The sequence below is a fragment of the Streptomyces sp. MCA2 genome, assembly GCF_023544705.1.
Lineage (GTDB): Bacteria > Actinomycetota > Actinomycetes > Streptomycetales > Streptomycetaceae > Streptomyces > Streptomyces decoyicus.
In genome coordinates this window covers 49347-65539 of sequence record NZ_JAMJFM010000055.1, presented here as the reverse complement: position 1 = coordinate 65539, position 16193 = coordinate 49347, and the positions used below count along the sequence as shown (strand labels likewise).

General features: G+C 71.9%; 16 protein-coding genes and 1 riboswitch. Of the genes, 5 read left to right on the top strand and 11 right to left on the bottom strand.

The window, feature by feature from the left end; all coding sequences use genetic code 11:
- Together M8I34_RS33690 and M8I34_RS33685 are read left to right on the top strand one after the other, a co-directional pair.
- Positions 1-427 (top strand): cbb3-type cytochrome c oxidase subunit I (locus tag M8I34_RS33690; protein WP_374211025.1); only part of this gene is annotated, 427 nt, incomplete at its 5' end.
- Positions 424-852 (top strand): hypothetical protein, encoded by a 429-nt coding sequence (locus M8I34_RS33685; RefSeq protein WP_250056144.1) that lies wholly within the window; start codon positions 424-426, stop codon positions 850-852. The genes M8I34_RS33690 and M8I34_RS33685, both read left to right, overlap by 4 nt.
- A gap of 77 nt (positions 853-929) precedes the next feature.
- On the opposite strand, the gene M8I34_RS33680 is transcribed toward M8I34_RS33685, so the two are convergent.
- The 4 genes from M8I34_RS33680 to M8I34_RS33665 all read right to left on the bottom strand — a co-directional run bounded on the left by M8I34_RS33680 (position 930) and on the right by M8I34_RS33665 (position 4470).
- On the bottom strand, positions 930-1625 hold the full coding sequence (locus tag M8I34_RS33680) for a hypothetical protein (protein ID WP_250056142.1): 696 nt from the start codon (positions 1623-1625) through the stop codon (positions 930-932).
- A 148-nt stretch (positions 1626-1773) separates the two neighbouring features.
- A complete protein-coding gene (locus M8I34_RS33675; protein ID WP_250056140.1) occupies positions 1774-2241 on the bottom strand; it encodes a DUF6114 domain-containing protein in 468 nt (155 codons plus the stop codon).
- Positions 2232-2852 (bottom strand): DUF6230 family protein, encoded by a 621-nt coding sequence (locus M8I34_RS33670; RefSeq protein ID WP_244415007.1) that lies wholly within the window; start codon positions 2850-2852, stop codon positions 2232-2234. The genes M8I34_RS33675 and M8I34_RS33670 overlap by 10 nt, the downstream gene beginning before the upstream one ends.
- Positions 2853-3237: 385 nt before the next feature.
- Positions 3238-4470: a cytochrome P450 gene (locus M8I34_RS33665; protein WP_250056138.1), complete on the bottom strand. Its 1233-nt coding sequence runs from the start codon at positions 4468-4470 to the stop codon at positions 3238-3240.
- 235 nt (positions 4471-4705) lie between these two features.
- On the opposite strand from M8I34_RS33665, the gene M8I34_RS33660 reads away from it, so the two are divergent.
- Positions 4706-5875, top strand: coding sequence for a steroid 3-ketoacyl-CoA thiolase (locus M8I34_RS33660; RefSeq protein ID WP_250056136.1), 1170 nt, complete (start codon positions 4706-4708; stop codon positions 5873-5875).
- A gap of 48 nt (positions 5876-5923) precedes the next feature.
- Here the strand turns inward: M8I34_RS33660 and M8I34_RS33655 are convergent, their stop codons facing one another.
- The 6 genes from M8I34_RS33655 to M8I34_RS33630 form a co-directional block, all read right to left on the bottom strand.
- Entirely contained in the window at positions 5924-6817 is an 894-nt protein-coding gene (locus M8I34_RS33655; RefSeq protein WP_250056134.1) for an ECF transporter S component, read from the bottom strand.
- Complete coding sequence (locus M8I34_RS33650; RefSeq protein WP_250056132.1) at positions 6814-8481, bottom strand: ABC transporter ATP-binding protein; 1668 nt, start codon at positions 8479-8481, stop codon at positions 6814-6816. The genes M8I34_RS33655 and M8I34_RS33650 overlap by 4 nt, the downstream gene beginning before the upstream one ends.
- Entirely contained in the window at positions 8478-9662 is a 1185-nt protein-coding gene (locus tag M8I34_RS33645; protein WP_250056129.1) for a CbiQ family ECF transporter T component, read from the bottom strand. Before M8I34_RS33645 ends, M8I34_RS33650 begins: the two co-directional genes overlap by 4 nt.
- Entirely contained in the window at positions 9659-10333 is a 675-nt protein-coding gene (locus M8I34_RS33640; RefSeq protein WP_250056127.1) for an SCO2322 family protein, read from the bottom strand. Before M8I34_RS33640 ends, M8I34_RS33645 begins: the two co-directional genes overlap by 4 nt.
- Positions 10333-11673 (bottom strand): prenyltransferase/squalene oxidase repeat-containing protein, encoded by a 1341-nt coding sequence (locus tag M8I34_RS33635; protein ID WP_250056125.1) that lies wholly within the window; start codon positions 11671-11673, stop codon positions 10333-10335. The genes M8I34_RS33640 and M8I34_RS33635 overlap by 1 nt, the downstream gene beginning before the upstream one ends.
- A gap of 189 nt (positions 11674-11862) precedes the next feature.
- Positions 11863-11964, bottom strand: a riboswitch (cobalamin riboswitch).
- 135 nt (positions 11965-12099) lie between these two features.
- Positions 12100-13194: an MBL fold metallo-hydrolase gene (locus M8I34_RS33630; RefSeq protein WP_250056123.1), complete on the bottom strand. Its 1095-nt coding sequence runs from the start codon at positions 13192-13194 to the stop codon at positions 12100-12102.
- Positions 13195-13469: 275 nt separating this feature from the next.
- Here M8I34_RS33630 and M8I34_RS33625 point away from each other — a divergent pair, with 275 nt between their 5' ends.
- Complete coding sequence (locus M8I34_RS33625; RefSeq protein ID WP_250056121.1) at positions 13470-14921, top strand: aldehyde dehydrogenase; 1452 nt, start codon at positions 13470-13472, stop codon at positions 14919-14921.
- Entirely contained in the window at positions 14921-15154 is a 234-nt protein-coding gene (locus M8I34_RS33620) for a ferredoxin (RefSeq protein ID WP_244415016.1), read from the top strand. Before M8I34_RS33625 ends, M8I34_RS33620 begins: the two co-directional genes overlap by 1 nt.
- Before the next feature lie 234 nt (positions 15155-15388).
- On the opposite strand, the gene M8I34_RS33615 is transcribed toward M8I34_RS33620, so the two are convergent.
- Positions 15389-16063, bottom strand: coding sequence for a TetR family transcriptional regulator (locus M8I34_RS33615; protein WP_250056119.1), 675 nt, complete (start codon positions 16061-16063; stop codon positions 15389-15391).
- Positions 16064-16193 lie beyond the last annotated feature (130 nt).

Sequence of the window (16193 nt, the reverse complement as noted above, 5' to 3'; positions counted from 1 at the left end):
AAAGATCACTTTCTGGACGCTGTTCGTGGGCTTCCATGGCACCTTCCTCGTCCAGCACTGGCTGGGCGCCGAGGGCATGATCCGCCGCATTCCCGACTATCTCGCCGCCGACGGATTCACCGCCCTGAACACCGTCTCCAGTATCTTCTCCTTCCTTCTCGGGCTCTCCCTCCTGCCGTTTTTCTACAACGTCTGGAAGACGGCGAAGTACGGCGAGAAGATCGAGGTCGACGACCCCTGGGGCTACGGCCGTTCGCTGGAGTGGGCGACGTCCTGCCCGCCGCCGCGGCACAACTTCCTCACCCTGCCGCGTATTCGCTCCGAATCTCCGGCGTTCGACCTGCACCACCCGGAGATCGGCCGCGGCATCGAGGCCCTGGCGGATACCGAGAACGCGCCCGCCACCGGAATCGGAGCACGCACATGAGCGAGGGCAGGCGAAGCGGCGACATGTGGATGTACCAGGACCAGGACCAGGACCAGGAACAGGACCGGGACCGGGACCGGGACCGGGAACAGAACCACGACCAGGCCATCAATGAGATCGAGGGATTTCTCCTCTGGGAGGCGGAGAAGGACCGGGCCCGCACCCGGGCGGAGGCCTTCTGCGCCGGTCTGCCCTGGCTCACCGATTCCCAGCGACGGGAAGTGGAACTGCGCTACTGCCAGGACCAGCGCGACGCCTCGCGGGCCTATCTGGAGCGCATTTCGGTCCGCAGCGCCACCCTGCGGACCGAATACGAAGGCGTCTACCGGGCCCTGCGGCGACGGCTGATCACCGCGCTCCTGAGCGGCTCGGTGGCCGTTGCCGCGCTGCTGGCCATGACGGCCGTCGGCCTGACCGCGCGCTGAGGGGGCAACGGCCCACCACGGGACGGGAACGGGTGACGCCCGCGCGCGGCGGCCGTCACCCGTGGCGGGACCGCGGCTCAGCCGGTGACGGTGATCTGGGACGCGGGGTCGGTGGTGTCGCCGACCTGGTAGACGGCGTTGAACGTCGAGCTGGTCGAGCTGGTCGGGCAGCCGAAACCGCCGGTCACCTTCACCGGGACCGACGCGTTGGCGAAGGCGAGCGTGGACGGCGCGCCGTTGGTCCAGGTGCCGTTCACCGTCGCCGCCGAGGTGGGCGCCGCGGTCACCGTGCAGGACGCGAGACCGCTGGTCTTGAGCACGAACCCGCCTACGGGGATGGTCAGTCCGGCGGTCACCGGCGCCCCGTTCTGCATGGCCACGCCCCAGGCCCCGCTCGTGGTGACGGTCGCGCTGACACCGGGCATGCTCGTCGTACAGGAGCCGTAGGTCGCCGGGGTGGTGGAACTGCTCACCGGGCCGTCCGGGTTGTGGTTGCCGGGCGCGTCGGGGACCTGCCCGCTGGAGGACGAGGTCGTACAAGTGACGGTCACCGAACCGGCCTTGAAGGTGGCCTTGCCGCTGAGCGTGGCGGTGAAGCCGTGACCAGCGGGGCTCACGGTCGTGGCCGCCGCGGCGGACGGCGTCCCGGCGGGCTGTGCCGTCGCCGCGGTCGTCATGGCGAGCGACAGGCCGAGGGCCGCGACGATCCCGGTGCCGGCGGTGAGTAAGGCGCGCTGACGGGGCGTACGCCGGGCGGGCTGCGTCATCGTCATCGTGGGTCTCCTTATGAGGGGTGGTGCCGGAGGAGTGGTGCGGCGGGTGGTGCGGGCAGCGCTCGGGGCCCGTACGCGGACGAGGGTGTGGGGGTACGCGTACGGGCTGGCGCCGCGCGACGGGCGGCAGGGGGCTACGGCCCGCCGGCTACGGCTCGCTGGGTGCGGGTGCGGGTGCGGGTGCGGGTGCGGGTGCGGGTGCGGGTGCGGGTGCGGGTGCGGGTGCGCCGGGCTCGGCGGCGGTCTCGGGTGTGGCCGCGGTTTCGGGTTCCGCAGGCACGACCGGCTGCCAGGCAAAGATCATCGAGCCGCCGAGAATCCCGATGACGGTGCCGATCAGAAAGCCGCCGAGGTTGGACATCACCAGCGCGGCCGCCGCGCACAGCACGGTGAGCACGCCCGCGAGGCCCCGGTAGTGCGGCGCGAACCACGCCGAGAGCCCCATCACGATCATCACCAGCCCCATCAGTACCGACGGGATACCGGCAATGCCCTGTTGCAGCATGATCTTCAGCGGCGCCAGGGGGATGGCGCAGATCTCGGCGCCGGCGATGACGGCCGCCAGACCGCCCCAGAAGGGCCGCCCTCTCCGCCAGCGCCGCCAGGTCAGAAGCATTCCTTCTTGCCCTTGGAGATCTTCATGCTCAGGCCGGACAGTTTGAAGGTGCCCGCGTTGGTCGCCCAGGCGGTCTGCCGGAGGTTGTTGATGTTGATGTCGTCGGCCTGCTGGGCGAAGAGGTCCTGCATGCCCTGGGCGGTGTCGGGGCCCTTGTCCAGGGTGGAGGCGTCCCGGCCGATCTCGATGTTGTGGAAGGACGCGTTGCCGGAGAGCTGGGTGGCGTCCACGAAGAGATCTCTCGCCTCGACGGGCCTGCTGCCCGTTCCGGCGCTGAGGTTGAGCGAGATATCGCCGATGACCGGCAGGTGGGTGACGACCGACTGGCACAGATGGTCCAGCTCGGCCGTCTTGATGGCGGTGACGGCGACCGGCAGGAGATCTCCCCTGGCGTTCGCGTCCACACCGCCGTACTGGGCGAATCCCTTGCCCGTGAGGCTGTCCGCGGAGACCTTGAACTGCTGTCCCGAGACGGCGAATGATGCCGCCAGCGCCCCGTTGGCCAGGGCGATGCCCAGGGCGGCGGTGCCGGCGAGGGCCGGGACGGACAGCACGGCGAACTTCCGCCAGCTGATGCGCCCCGTGACAGGTCTGCCGTGTGCGTCCTTCATAACGGTATGTCCCCTTCGAAGAGCGGTGGAGCGCACTGCCGAAACGTGTGGGGGAGTGCTGATGCGCAGGGTGCGCGTGGTACTCAAAACGCGCCGGGGAGCCGCCGTGTGCATACATGGGGGAGAACGTGCGGCTCGGGGGTGCACGCCGCCGAGCTGTGCGCGAAAATGCCGAACTGCCGAGTGTTACTGGCGAGTTGAATGTAAGTCTGCCCATGACAACTGGCAAGGTTGGCGGCGGAACCGTTTTCGGACATACCGCTGGTCCGGCTTTCGCCGCGCGTTGCTTGCCGTGCGATCGCTCGCGGTTCACTGCTCGCCGTGCGGCCGCTCGCCGTGCCCCACGCGGCGGCCCGGCGGCCCGGCCGCCCGGCGGTCCGGCCCGTCAACCGTAGTGAACCTGTAGCTCCTTGACGCCGTTGAGCCAGGCCGAGCGGAGTCGGCGCGGATCGCCCGCCAGGGAGATGCCGGGCGTCACGTCCGCGAGCGCGTTGAAGATCAGGTTGATCTCCAGGACGGCAAGGGACTTACCGAGGCAGAAGTGCGGTCCGCCGCCGCCGAAGCCCAGGTGGGGGTTGGGGTCGCGGGTGATGTCGAAGACCTCGGGGTGGTCGAAGACCTCCGGGTCGTTGTTGGCCGAGGAGTAGAAGATCCCCACCCGCTGGCCCTTCTTGATCTGCGCGCCGCCCAGTTCGGTGTCCTGGGTGGCGGTGCGCTGGAAGGAGACCACCGGCGTCGCCCATCGCACGATCTCCTCGGCCGCCGTCGCGGGACGCTCGCGCTTGTAGAGCTCCCACTGGTCGGGGTGGGTGAGGAAGGCGTGCATCCCGTGGGTGATGGCGTTGCGCGTGGTCTCGTTGCCGGCCACCGCCAGCAGCAGCACGAAGAAGCCGAACTCGTCGGAGCCGAGATTCCCCTCGTGCTCCGCCGCCACCAGCTGGCTGACGATGTCCTTGGCCGGGCATTCCTTGCGTGCCGCGGCGAGGTTCATCGCATACGAGATCAGCTCCATGGCGGCGTTGACGCCGACCTCTTCGGTGATCGCCAGTTCCGGATCGTCGTAGGCGACCATCTTGTTCGACCAGTCGAAGATGCGGGCCCGGTCGTCCTGCGGGATGCCGATGAGCTCCGCGATGGCCTGAAGGGGAAGTTCGCAGGCGACATCGGTGACGAAGTCCCCGGAGTCCTTCCGGCGGGCCTCGGCGACGATCTGCGCCGCCCGGTCGCGCAGCGCGTCCTCCAGGGCACGGATCGAGCGCGGGGTGAAGCCGCGCTGCACGATCTGGCGGACCCTGGTGTGCTCGGGCGGGTCCATGTTCAGCATGATCAGTTTCTGTACGTCGATCTGGTCGCGGGTCATGGACGCGTTGAAGCGGATGATCGAGGTGTTGAGGTTCGCGGAGAAGATGTCCGGTTTCGTGGACACCTCCTTGACGTCCTGATGGCGGGTGACTGCCCAATAGCCGTCGTCACCGAAGCCGGCGATGCCGTGCGGCTGGGCGTTCCACCACACGGGCGCGGTCTGCCGCAGCTGCGCGAACTCGGGGAGCGGGACGCGGGACTGGTAGACGTCGGGGTCGGTGAAGTCGAACCCTTCGGGCAACGCGGGGCATGGCATCGGCGACTCCTGGTCCCTCTTCTGACGGCTCATCAGGTATGGGTCGCGGTGAAGGTAGTAACGAGTTCTACAAGAGGCAAGGGGTGCGGCGACTCCCGTTGCGGACAACGGTGTTGCACGCCCCTTGCGCCGCGGGGGGCGGCTCATAAGACTGTTTGTAGAACTAGAACGCGTACTAGTTCTTCTTCCGTGGGTGCCGGGACGCCCGCGGACGTGAGGAGAGGACGAGTCAGTCATGGCCGCGGAACCCGTCATCGTCGAAGCAGTACGCACCCCCATCGGCAAGCGCGGAGGCGCGCTCGCCAATCTGCACCCCGCCTACCTCCTGGGCGAGACCTACCGCGAACTCCTCGCCCGTACCGGCATCCAGCCCGACTGCGTCGAACAGATCGTCGGCGGCACCGTCACCCACGCCGGTGAGCAGTCCATGAACCCGGCACGCAACGCCTGGCTGGCGATGGGCCTGCCGTACGAGACCGCCGCGACCACCGTGGACTGCCAGTGCGGCTCCTCCCAGCAGGCCAACCACCTGGTGGCCAACATGATCGCGGGCGGTGTCATCGACATCGGTATCGGCTGCGGTGTCGAGGCGATGTCCCGGGTGCCGCTCGGCAGCGGCTCCAAGCACGGCCCCGGCAAGCCCTGGCCCGACGAGTGGAACGTCGACCTGCCCAACCAGTTCGAAGCGGCCGAACGCATCGCCCGCAACCGGGGGCTGACCCGCGAGAACGTCGACTCGCTCGGCCTGATCTCCCAGGAGCGGGCGGCCGCCGCCTGGGCCGAGGAACGCTTCAAACGGGAGACCTTCGCCGTCCAGGTCCCCACCACCGAGGACGAACAGGCCGCGGGCCAGGGCATGTGGCGGCTGGTCGACCACGACGAGGGGCTGCGCGACACCAGCATGGAGGCGCTGGCCGGCCTCAAGCCCGTGATGCCGACCGCCGTCCACACGGCGGGCAACTCCTCGCAGATCTCCGACGGCGCCGCCGCGGTGATGTGGGCCTCCAAGCGCATGGCACGCGCCCTCAAGCTCAAGCCACGGGCCCGCATCGTGGCCCAGGCGCTGGTCGGCTCCGATCCGCACTTCCACCTGGACGGCCCCATCGACGCCACCCGCGCCGTGCTCGGCAAGGCCGGGATGTCCCTCAGGGACATCGATCTCGTCGAGATCAACGAAGCCTTCGCCTCCGTCGTCCTCTCCTGGGCGCAGGTCTTCGAGCAGGACCTGGAGAAGGTGAATGTGAACGGCGGCGCGATCGCCCTGGGCCATCCGGTCGGCGCCACCGGCGCCCGGCTGATCACCACCGCACTCCATGAACTCGAACGCAGGGACAAGGAATTCGCCCTGATCACCATGTGCGCGGGCGGGGCACTGGCGACGGGGACGATCATCCAGCGGCTGTAGCGGCTGTAGCGGCTGTGGCGGTTGTGGTCACGGGCAGCACGGCCCCGGTCACGAAGAGGCGGACCCTCGGGGCGGATCGGGAGTGAAGGAGACGGGGACGTCGAAGGCCGCGCGGCGGGTGGCGCGGCGCAGGGCCTTGAGGACGGTGCCGCCCAGCGTGCAGGTGAGGACCACGGTGACCAGGGCACGGGGGAGGTCCCAGCCGAGGGAGGTGGCGAGGCAGTAGGCGATATAGCGGGCGAGGTTCTGGTCGAGCGGGTCGCCGGGGACGAAGGAGACCCCCGAGGCCATGCCGGCGATATAGGGCCAGCCCTGGAGGTTCATGATCAGGCCGTAGAGGACGGCGGAGACGGCTCCATAGGCGGCGAGCACGGCCAGTTCACGGCGGCCGCGCAGCCGGTCGGGCCCCGGCAGCAGGCCGGCGCCCATCGACACCCACCCCATCGTCAGCATCTGGAACGGCATCCAGGGGCCGACCCCGCCGGTCAGCAGCGCCGACGCGAACATCGCCACCGAACCCAGCACGAACCCGAAGCCGGGGCCGAGCACGCGTCCCGACAGCACCATCAGGAAGAACATCGGCTCGATACCGGCCGTCCCCGCGCCCAGCGGGCGCATCGCGGCCCCGGCCGCGGCCAGCACTCCGAGCATGGCGATGGCCTTCGCGTCCAGGCCGGTGTCGGCGATGGTCGCCACGACGACGGCGAGCAGCATCGGCAGCAGCGCGGCGAACAGCCAGGGCGCGTCCTTGGAATGGGCGAGCCCGGAGGCGGAGTCGGCGAGCAGCGGCCAGCCGAAGGCCATCACACCGATGGCCGAGATGAGCACCAGGGCGGCGACGGAGCGGGGGCCGAGCCGTACGGCACGGACCTGGCGGCCGGGGTTGGCCCCGGAGCCGGTGCGGGGCCCGTCGCCGTCCGTCCGGTGCGGGTGCGCGCTCATCCGGTGGCCTCCAGGGCGTCGGCCACCTGAGGAACGGTCAGCCAGGGCAGCGGCGCCAGGACCTTGGCGACCTGCGGTGCGAAGGAGGGGGAGGAGACCACGACCTCCTCGGTGGGGCCGTCGGCGACGATCTCGCCGTCGGCGAGGATGACGACACGATGGGCCAGTTCGGCGGCGAGTTCCACGTCATGGGTGGCCAGGATGATGGCGTGGCCCTCGGCGGCCAGTGCGCGCAGCACCTCGACCAGACGGGCCTTGGCGGCGTAGTCCAGGCCGCGGGTGGGCTCGTCGAGAAGGAGCAGCGGAGGCCGGGCGGTCAGCACGACCGCAAGGGCGAGGGCGAGCCGTTGGCCCTCGGACAGATCCCGGGGGTGAACGGAGTCCGGGACATCCGGCAGCAGCTGCGTCACCAGGGCCCGGCAACTGCCGGCGGCGGCGCCCGCGTCCTGGTCGGCCGCGGCGCACTCCGCGGCGACGGTGTCCGCGTACAGGAGGTCACGAGGTTCCTGGGGGACCAGGCCGACATGCCGCAGGAGGGTGCGGGGGCTGGTGCGGTGCGGTGTGGCGGCGCCGACCCGCACGGTGCCGGAGGCCGGTGGGTGCATGCCGACGAGGGTGGTGAGGAGGGTGGACTTCCCCGCACCGTTACGCCCCATCAGGGCCAGGGTCTCGCCGCGCCGCACGGTGAGATCCACCTGGTGCAGCGCCTCGGTCCGCCCGCGCCGGACACCGAGCCCGGAAACGGCCGCGGCCGGCTCGGCCCGGGAGCCTGCGCCAGCAGATGCCGACGCGGTCGCAGCGCCCCCCGCATCCCCCCTCACGCCGCCCCCCGGCGCCTTGGGCGTGACGCCCGTCAGCCGCTCGCGCAGCGGTGCGGCCTTGCGGCGGGCATCGCGTACGGAGAGGGGGAGGGGGGACCACCGGGCGAGGCGGCCGAGGGCCACCACCGGGGGGTGGACGGGGGAGACGGCCATGATGTCGGCCGGGGTGCCCATGACGGGGGGCGCGCCGGGAGCGGGGAGCAGGATGACGTGGTCGGCGTACTGGACCACGCGCTCCAGGCGGTGTTCGGCCAGCAGCACCGTGGTGCCGAGGTCGTGGACCAGGCGCTGGAGTACGGAGAGGACCTCTTCGGCGGCGGCGGGGTCGAGTGCCGAGGTCGGCTCGTCGAGGACCAGGACCTTGGGGTGGGTGGTGAGGACCGACCCGATCGCCACCCGCTGCCGCTGGCCGCCCGAGAGGGTGGTGAGGGCGCGGTCGCGCAGGTCGGCCAGGCTCAGCAGGTCCAGGGTTTCCTCGACGCGGCGGCGCATCACGTCGGGGGCCAGGCCCAGCGACTCCATACCGTAGGCGAGTTCGTCCTCGACGGTGTCGGTGACGAAGTGGGCCAGCGGGTCCTGGCCCACGGTGCCGACGACATCGGCCAGTTCGCGCGGTTTGTGGGTGCGGGTGTCCCGGCCGTCGACGGTGACCCGGCCGCGCAGGGTGCCGCCGGTGAAGTGCGGGACCAGGCCGCAGACGGCGTTCAGGACGGTGGACTTGCCGACGCCGGAGGGGCCGACGAGGAGGCACAGTTCGCCCTCGGGGACGGTCAGGTCGATGCCCTGGACGGCGGGCGCCGCGGCGTCGCCGTAGGTGACCGAGACCTGCTCGAACCGGATCACTGGGTGGGCTCCTTCATGCGCGGATCGACAGCGGGGGCACGGCCACGGGCCGCGGCCCGGTCAGCCCGGTCGGCCCGCTCCCCTCGGTCCGCCCGGTCCGCGCCCGACGGGAGCGGGGCGACGAACGCGGGCAGCAGCCCCACGAGCACGGAGACAGCCGGCCAGAGCGGGAGGACGGGGGCGGTGAGCGGGACGGCGGGCGGGTGGAGGGCGGCGGGGGCATAGTCGTTCGCCCAGATCATCAGGGCGGCGACGGCGATGCCGGAGCCCGCGACCAGCCAGGCGCGGACGCCCCACCGGTCGGGCCGGTAGCGGCTGCGCACCGACCGGCGGCCGCCGAGCCACAGCCCGGCGAGCGCCGCCGCCAGCCCGGCGAGCAGCAGCGGCACCCCGTAGCCGCCCCCGGAGTCGGCCAGCAGCCCGTACGTACCCGCGCAGATGCCGAGCAGCCCGCCGAGGGTGAGGACGGAGGTGAGGTGCCGTACGGCCGGCGGTACCTCGGCGCTACGGCCGTAGCCGCGCGCGTCCATGGCCGCGGCCAGCGCCACCGAGCGCTCCAGCGCGCCCTCCAGAACGGGCAGTCCGACCTGGAGGAGCGCCTTGACACCACGGTCGGGGCGGCCGCGCAGCCGCCGGGCGGCGCGCAGCCGCTGGACATCGGCGACCAGGTTCGGTGCGAAGGTCATCGCGACGACGACCGCGACGCCCGCCTCGTAGAGCGCACCCGGCAGGGACTTCAGCAGCCGGGCTGGGTTGGCGAGCGCGTTGGCGGCGCCCACGCAGATGAGGAGGGTGGCCAGTTTCAGCCCGTCGTACAGCGCGAAGACCATGCCCTCCGCGGTGACCCGGCCGCCGATCCGGACGCCCTTCGCCCAGTCCGGCAGCGGTACTTCGGGCAGCGTGACAAGGGTGTGGATACCGGGAATCGGCGAGCCGAGGAAGAAGGCGAAGGCCAGCCGGACGGCGATCACGACCAGGCCGAGCTTGACGAACGCGCCGTACGAACGCGCCCACGGCGCCTCCGTACGGCGGGCCGCGACGACATAACCGGCCACCCCCACCAGCAGCCCCAGCAGCAGCGGATCGGTGGTGCGGGAGGCCGCGGTGGCCAGACCGAGCGCCCACAGCCACCAGGCGCCGGCGTGCAGCGCGGTGGTACGGGTCGCCTGCGGGGCGCTCATCCGCGTCGGCGGCGCGCCTGCCACACCGCCGCCGCGCCCAGTACGACGACGGCCGAAATACCGCCGATCAGCCCGGCGGACGGACCACCATCGCCCCCGCCACTCGCGTCGCCCCCGTCAGCCGCCGCCTCCGAAGACGGCGAAGCGGAGGACGCGGGCTCCTCCGCGCCCTTCACCTGGTCCGCACACCCCGACTTCGGATAGCCGGCGATGGCGCACAGCAGGGCGTTGGAGTCATAGCGCAGCCGATGGGCGACCGCCGCCAGCGCCTCCCCCGCCGAGGCGTCCGCGGCCACCTGGGCGCACTCCGTCCTGGCCTTCGGCGGCCGCTCGCCACCGGGCGCGTCCGCCGCGGTGCCGAAGTCGATGACGATGCCGATCCGCTTGCGGCCGTCCTTGGCGGGGGTGTCGTGGCAGATCGCGTCGAAACCGGCGGCCGCACGGGGCTTGCCGGCCGCGGCGGAGTCGGCGCTGACGGCGAAGCGGAAGCCCGCCACCGCGCCGTCGGCCGGCCGCACCGTGGCGGGCCCTTCGGTGGCGTACGCCCAGGAGATGCCCTTCCCGTCCCAGAAGGACCAGTAGCGGTACTCCTGCGCCTGGGCGGGCCCGGCGGCCAGACCGGTGACCGCACCGGCCAGCAGCACGGCTCCGGCGATCCTGGTGCGCCGCATCAGAGCCGGCTCTTCTTACGGCTGCTGAGCAGGAAGCCGATGCCGGCGCCGATGGCGAGGCCGACGCCGATGACCCACACCACGCCCAGGCCGCCGCCGTCCTTGGCGTCGTCGGCGTCCTTGGTGTCCTGCTTCGCCGCGGCGGCCGGCTCGGGGCCGGTGGCGTTGAGCGCGGCCACCAGGTCGGTGCCGCCGAAGGACCGGGGGTCGGTGCCGGTGGCGTGCGCGACCAGCACCAGCTGGGCGTAGGCGGCGGGGCCGCTCTGCTTCGCCCAGTCCGCCGAGTTCTTCTCCAGCCACTTCAGCGGCTTCGCGGCCGCGGTGCCGTGTGCGCCGGCCGCCAGGGCCACCACGGCGTCGGCGGTGTTGCCGACGTCGGGCTGCGTCTCCGCGCCCGGCATCGCGGAGAGCAGATGCTGTCCGTTCTTGTCGAACTGTGCGACGAGGTAGCCGTCGCCGGCCTCGGCAGCCTGTGCCGGGTCGTCGGCGCCCGCCTTCTTGTCGCCCTTGCCTTCCTTGTCCCCGTCCTTGCAGCTCAGCGGCGTGACCGGGGTGTCCGCGCCCTTGCCGGCCGGCTCGACGACGAAGCCCTTGCCGCGCGCTCCGGTCGCCGCGGCCGCGGTGGCGTCGGCGTTCGGGGCCGCGCCCTTGAGCTGGAAGGCGAACGCGCCGCGCTCGTCCCCCTTCGCCGCACAGCCGAGCTGGAAGGTGAGCAGCCCGTCGAAGGGGGACTTGCCGCCCTTCTTCGACGTCACGGACTGCGGCTTCTCGCCCGCCGCCGCGAGCGCGCCGATGACCACGGAGGTGGAGTTGGCGTCGCTGGCCGAGCCGGCCATCGAGCTCCAGCCGCCGTCCTCGTTCTGCACCGACTTCAGCCAGCCCACGGCCTTCTTCACAGTGTCGCCGTGCCCGCCCAGCGCGGCCAGCGCCTGCACCGCGGCGGCCGTCGGGTTGGTGTCCCGCAGGGTCTTGGCGTCGCAGGGCTTGCCCGGCTCGGCGCGGAAGGCGGTGAACGAGCCGTCGGCGCACTGCTGACCGGCCAGCCAGTTCACGGCGGACGCCGCGGGGCGCACGCCCACGGTGTCCTGGGCCAGCAGCGCGAGCGACTGCCGCCAGACCCCGTCGTACTGCGGGTCCTTGGAGCCGTACAGCCCGTCGGGCAGCTTCTTGGGAGCCATGGGCGGGGAGTCGGCGGCGTCGGCGGAGTCGGCGTATGCGGCGGGGGCAGCGGCCGCGCCCAGCACCAGCACGGCCGCCAGTGCCGTGGCGGCGCGGCGCGCCAGGAAGGCGACGGAATGCGTCAAAGGGGCCTGGTGAGCCATGGAAGCCATGGGGGCCATCGGGTCGGTGCCTCTCGGGTCGGGTCGCGGCGGATGCTACGCAGCCGCGCTCGGCCGGCCACCCGCGCACCGATCCATGGATCGGGCACGGTGGCACCGGGCTCAGCTCCGTATACCTCGACGGTGCCGCGCACCGGCCGTCCGCACGGGCGGCGGGTTCGGTGGCGGGAGCCTTGGTCGTGCCCGGTCGGGTGCTCCGGCTCGTACGGCCGTCCACACCGGGCCGGGGCGCGGTGTGGAGGGGCCGTCCTCACGGTTGCGGGTCAGCGCCGGATTTCCACCGGCTTCCCCCGATCGGGTACGGATGAAGTTGTCCCGCACACCTTAACCGGCGCCCGCCAGGGCACTCGCTCGCACGTACGAGCCGGCACAGCGCGGGGCGGAAACCGGCCGCGCGCCCCGGGTGAGCACCAGCGCTCCCCTCCCTCACACCGCCTGGTACCGCACCGGATCGGACCCGGGCACCCGCTCCGCCTGCCCCTGCTTCACCAGACGGCGCAGATGGGCCTCCGCCTCCGAGACGGCGATATTGCGGGAGGCGTAGGGAATCTGGTCCCAGGGGCGGTTCCACTCCATGGCCATGGCGAGCTGCCAGGCAGTGCGGGGCTCGCGGAGCAGCGCCCGCAGCTGGGAGAGCCGCGCCTCGTGGTGGGCGAGCAGCTCGCGGACACGTCCGCCCGCGTCGGTGAAGGCGTGCTGGTGGGCGGGCAGCACCTCGGCGGGGGCGAGCCGGCCGACGTGTGCGAGGGAGTCGAGGTAGTCGCCCAGGGGGTCGGGGGCGCCCGCCGGGCTCGCCACTTCTCGCCCGGTCCCGGCTTCGCGGGGCAGACTCCCGTCGCCCTCCGGGTCCTCGTACAGGCCGATGTGCGGGGTGATGCCGGGGAGGAGATGGTCGCCGGAGAAGAGCCGGCCGAAGCCGCGGGACCCGCCCGAGGGGTGCTCCTCCTCCAGATGGAGGCACACATGCCCCGGGGTGTGCCCGGGTGTCCAGATGGCACGCACCCGTCGCCCCGGCAGATCGAGCAGTTCGCCGGGGCCGATGTCGCGGTCCGGCAGTGCGGCCCCCTGTCCGGGCAGCTTCCGGCCGCGCCCTTCGGCGCGCGCCTTCCGCAGCGGTGCCAGATGTCCGTCCGGTGCGCCCGCCGCCGCGAGCCGGGCGGTCAGACGGTCGAGCCATTGGCCCGGATCGGCCTCGCGGGTGCGGCGGACCACGGCGGTGTCCGCGGCGTGCATCGCGATCCAGGCGCCGGAGGCCGCCCGCACCTTGGCGGAGAGTCCGTGGTGGTCGGGGTGATGGTGAGTGATCAGGACGCCGTGGAGATCGGCGAGGGCGAAGCCGCAGGCGCCGATGCCGGCGACGAGGGTGTCCCAGGAGTCCGGGTCGTCCCAGCCGGTGTCGATGAGCACCGGCCCGCGGTCGGTCTCCAGGAGGTGGACGAGGGTGTGGCCGAGCGGGTTGTCCGGGATGGGGACGGCGATGCTCCACACCCCGCCCTTGTGGTCGGTCACCTGCGTCGTCATCCCGGTCCCCTCTCGGTGTGGCATACACCTGGTACCCGGCCCTCACTATAACTAGAACGGGTTTCATTGCGGCTCGAAGTGGCCCTTCTTCTCAGGGAAGTTGGGATTCGGCCGGCGCCGTGGACTCCTCCAACTAGAACTGGTATCAGTTCTGATGCAGTGCGTGATCCTGACGCCACGTCAGGAAGCATCCCGGGAGGGACCGACTCGTCCGGGAGCCCCAGGAACCGTCAGGGATCGCCGAACAGGCGGCCAACCCGCAGGAGGCGGCAGCGATGAGCGACCTCGTCGAGCACGGAAAGCTCTACATAGGCGGTGAGTGGGCCGACCCGGCCGGCCGGGACACGATCGAGGTCGTCTCGCCCCACACCGAGCAGGTCATCGGCCGGGTGCCGCACGCCTCGCGCGCCGATGTCGACCGCGCGGTGGCCGCGGCCCGTTCGTCCTTCGACTCCGGGGTGTGGGCGAACGCCCCGTTGGCGGACCGGATCGCGGTGGTGACCCGTATCAAGGACGCCTTCGCCGCCCGCAGCGAGGAGATCGCCAAGGTCATCAGCTCCGAGAACGGCACGCCCTTCACCTCGGGCGTCATGGTGCAGTCGCTGGCCGCGATGCTGGTGTGGGACGCGGCGCTGACGGTGGCCCGTGACTTCCCCTTCGAGGAGCGGCGGAACGGCGTGCTGGGCCCGCTGCTGGTGCGGCGGGAGCCGGCCGGGGTGGTCGCGGCCGTGGTGCCGTGGAACGTCCCGCAGTTCACCGCCGCCGCCAAGCTCGCACCGGCGCTGCTGGCCGGCTGCTCGGTGGTGCTGAAGGTGTCCCCGGAGACCCCGTTGGACGCGTACCTCCTCGCGGAGATCGCGACGGAGGCCGGGCTGCCGGAAGGGGTGCTGTCGATCCTGCCCGCGGACCGCGAGGTGAGCGAGTACCTGGTCGGGCACCCGGGTGTGGACAAGATCTCGTTCACCGGATCGGTGGCGGCGGGCAAGCGGGTCATGGAGGTCGCGGCCCGCAATCTCAGCCGCGTCACGCTGGAGCTGGGCGGGAAGTCCGCGGCGGTGATCCTGCCGGACGCGGATCTGGACGCCGCGGTGGCCGGCATCGTGCCGTTCGCCTGGATGATCAACGGTCAGGCCTGTGTGGCCCAGACGCGGATCCTCGCCCCGCGCAGCCACTACGACGAGATCGCCGAACGGTTCACCGCGGCGGCGTCCGCGCTCACCGTCGGCGACCCGCTGGATCCGGCCACCGAACTCGGCCCGCTGGTCGCCCGCCGCCAGCAGGAGCGCTCACTGGACTACATCGAGCTCGGCCGGAAGGAAGGCGCCAAGCTCCTCACCGGCGGCGGCCGGCCCCAGGGACAGCCGACGGGCTGGTACGTCGAGCCGACCCTCTTCGGCGAGGTCGCCAACTCCATGCGGATCGCCCGCGAGGAGATCTTCGGCCCGGTCATCTGCCTGCTGCCGTACGACGACGAGGCGGAGGCGGTACGGATCGCCAACGACTCCGACTACGGGCTCTCGGGTTCCGTATGGACGGCAGACGTCGACCACGGCGTCGAGATCGCGCGGCAGGTGCGCACGGGTACGTACTCGGTGAACACCTTCAGCATCGACATGCTCGGCCCGTTCGGCGGCTACAAGAACTCCGGCATCGGGCGGGAGTTCGGGCCCGAGGGCTTCGGCGCCTACCTGGAGCACAAGATGATCCATCTGCCGGCGGGTGCCTGATGGGGGACCGCTGGCAGGTGGAGGTGGACCGGGGCGTCTGCATCGGCTCGGGGCTGTGCGCCGCGGCGGCGCCGGAGGGCTTCCGGCTGGACACCGCCCGGCAGTCGCACCCGGCGGCGCCCGAGACGGATGCCGACGAGGGGGTGCTGGCCGCGGCCGAGGGGTGCCCCGTCGAGGCGATCACCCTCACCGTGGCCGGCAGCGGCGAGGCGGTCTTCCCGCCGGAGGAGTGAGCGGCCGGGGGCGCGGGGCGGGGAGCCCCGTAGGGGGTGTGGGTGGTGGTCCCGTAGGGGGTCGGTGGACCCCTTGCGGGCCAACTACCCGTGGCGGGGGCGGGGTTAACGCCCGTGGGCCGGCGAGATACCGCTCGCGGTCCGGCTGGAGCCGGGTGAACGCTCGCGGGGCTCTCGGCGGCCCGTTCCGGCGGGGGGTCGGGGTTGACGCTCGCGGGTCCGGCGGGGTCGGGGTTACCGCTCGCGGTCCGGTGAGGTGAGGTCGATCAGGCGGCAGACCGTCTCGATGTCTATCTTCACCTGGGCGATCGAGGCGCGTCCCGACAGCCAGGTGATCAGCGCCGAGTGCCAGGTGTGCTCGATGACCCGGACCGCGGAGAGCTGTTCGGGGGTGGCCGAGATGGAGGGGCGCGCCAGCTCCTGCGAAGGGTGGTGGTGGGCGACGGGCGGGGCCATCGCGTCGAGGATGATCGCGGTGGTCAGCCGGGAGACGGTGTCGACCTCGGGGCTGACGGAGCGGTCGGCGAAGGTCAGCGCGCGCACCATCGCGTCCGCGAGATGCGGCTCGCGCTGGAGTGCGCGGAACGCCCGCATCAGGGTCTGGGCGACCCGCGCCCCCGGGTCCTGCTCCGACGGCGGACGCTTGCGCAGCGTCTCGTGCATGTGCTGGAGCTGGTCCTGCATGGTGGCGACCAGCAGATGCACCTTGGAGGGGAAGTAGCGGTAGAGGGTGCCCAGCGCGACGCCCGAGGACTCGGCGACCTCGCGCATCTGCACGGCGTCGAAGCCACCACGGGACGCCAGCTTGGCGCTGGTGTGCAGGATGCGGCGGCGCCGGGCCTCCTGACGCTCGGTCAGGGGAGGACTCGCGGGAAGCGTCGGCCTGGCCGCCTTGGATTCCGTAGTCATATTTCCCATTCCGTGGCATTCCGTCCGCGATGCGGCGAGTGCCGGTGGTGTGATCGGCACAGCATGGCAGGGGGGCGGGTGGTGGCGCGAATCACCTGGTGCGGCTCTTTTCGCATCGTTCTCGGCCGGT

Bases quoted from the DNA above. Each gene is read 5' to 3' on its own strand.
- M8I34_RS33630 (WP_250056123.1), bottom strand. From the start codon at position 13,194: ATGACGACGCAGGTGACCGACCACAAGGGCGGGGTGTGGAGCATCGCC.
- M8I34_RS33675 (WP_250056140.1), bottom strand. From the start codon at position 2,241: ATGCTTCTGACCTGGCGGCGCTGGCGGAGAGGGCGGCCCTTCTGGGGC.
- M8I34_RS33655 (WP_250056134.1), bottom strand. From the start codon at position 6,817: ATGAGCGCGCACCCGCACCGGACGGACGGCGACGGGCCCCGCACCGGC.
- M8I34_RS33620 (WP_244415016.1), top strand. From the start codon at position 14,921: ATGGGGGACCGCTGGCAGGTGGAGGTGGACCGGGGCGTCTGCATCGGC.
- M8I34_RS33615 (WP_250056119.1), bottom strand. From the start codon at position 16,063: ATGACTACGGAATCCAAGGCGGCCAGGCCGACGCTTCCCGCGAGTCCT.
- M8I34_RS33625 (WP_250056121.1), top strand. From the start codon at position 13,470: ATGAGCGACCTCGTCGAGCACGGAAAGCTCTACATAGGCGGTGAGTGG.
- M8I34_RS33685 (WP_250056144.1), top strand. From the start codon at position 424: ATGAGCGAGGGCAGGCGAAGCGGCGACATGTGGATGTACCAGGACCAG.
- M8I34_RS33635 (WP_250056125.1), bottom strand. From the start codon at position 11,673: ATGGCCCCCATGGCTTCCATGGCTCACCAGGCCCCTTTGACGCATTCC.
- M8I34_RS33670 (WP_244415007.1), bottom strand. From the start codon at position 2,852: ATGAAGGACGCACACGGCAGACCTGTCACGGGGCGCATCAGCTGGCGG.
- M8I34_RS33660 (WP_250056136.1), top strand. From the start codon at position 4,706: ATGGCCGCGGAACCCGTCATCGTCGAAGCAGTACGCACCCCCATCGGC.
- M8I34_RS33645 (WP_250056129.1), bottom strand. From the start codon at position 9,662: ATGAGCGCCCCGCAGGCGACCCGTACCACCGCGCTGCACGCCGGCGCC.
- M8I34_RS33665 (WP_250056138.1), bottom strand. From the start codon at position 4,470: ATGCCATGCCCCGCGTTGCCCGAAGGGTTCGACTTCACCGACCCCGAC.
- M8I34_RS33680 (WP_250056142.1), bottom strand. From the start codon at position 1,625: ATGACGATGACGCAGCCCGCCCGGCGTACGCCCCGTCAGCGCGCCTTA.
- M8I34_RS33640 (WP_250056127.1), bottom strand. From the start codon at position 10,333: ATGCGGCGCACCAGGATCGCCGGAGCCGTGCTGCTGGCCGGTGCGGTC.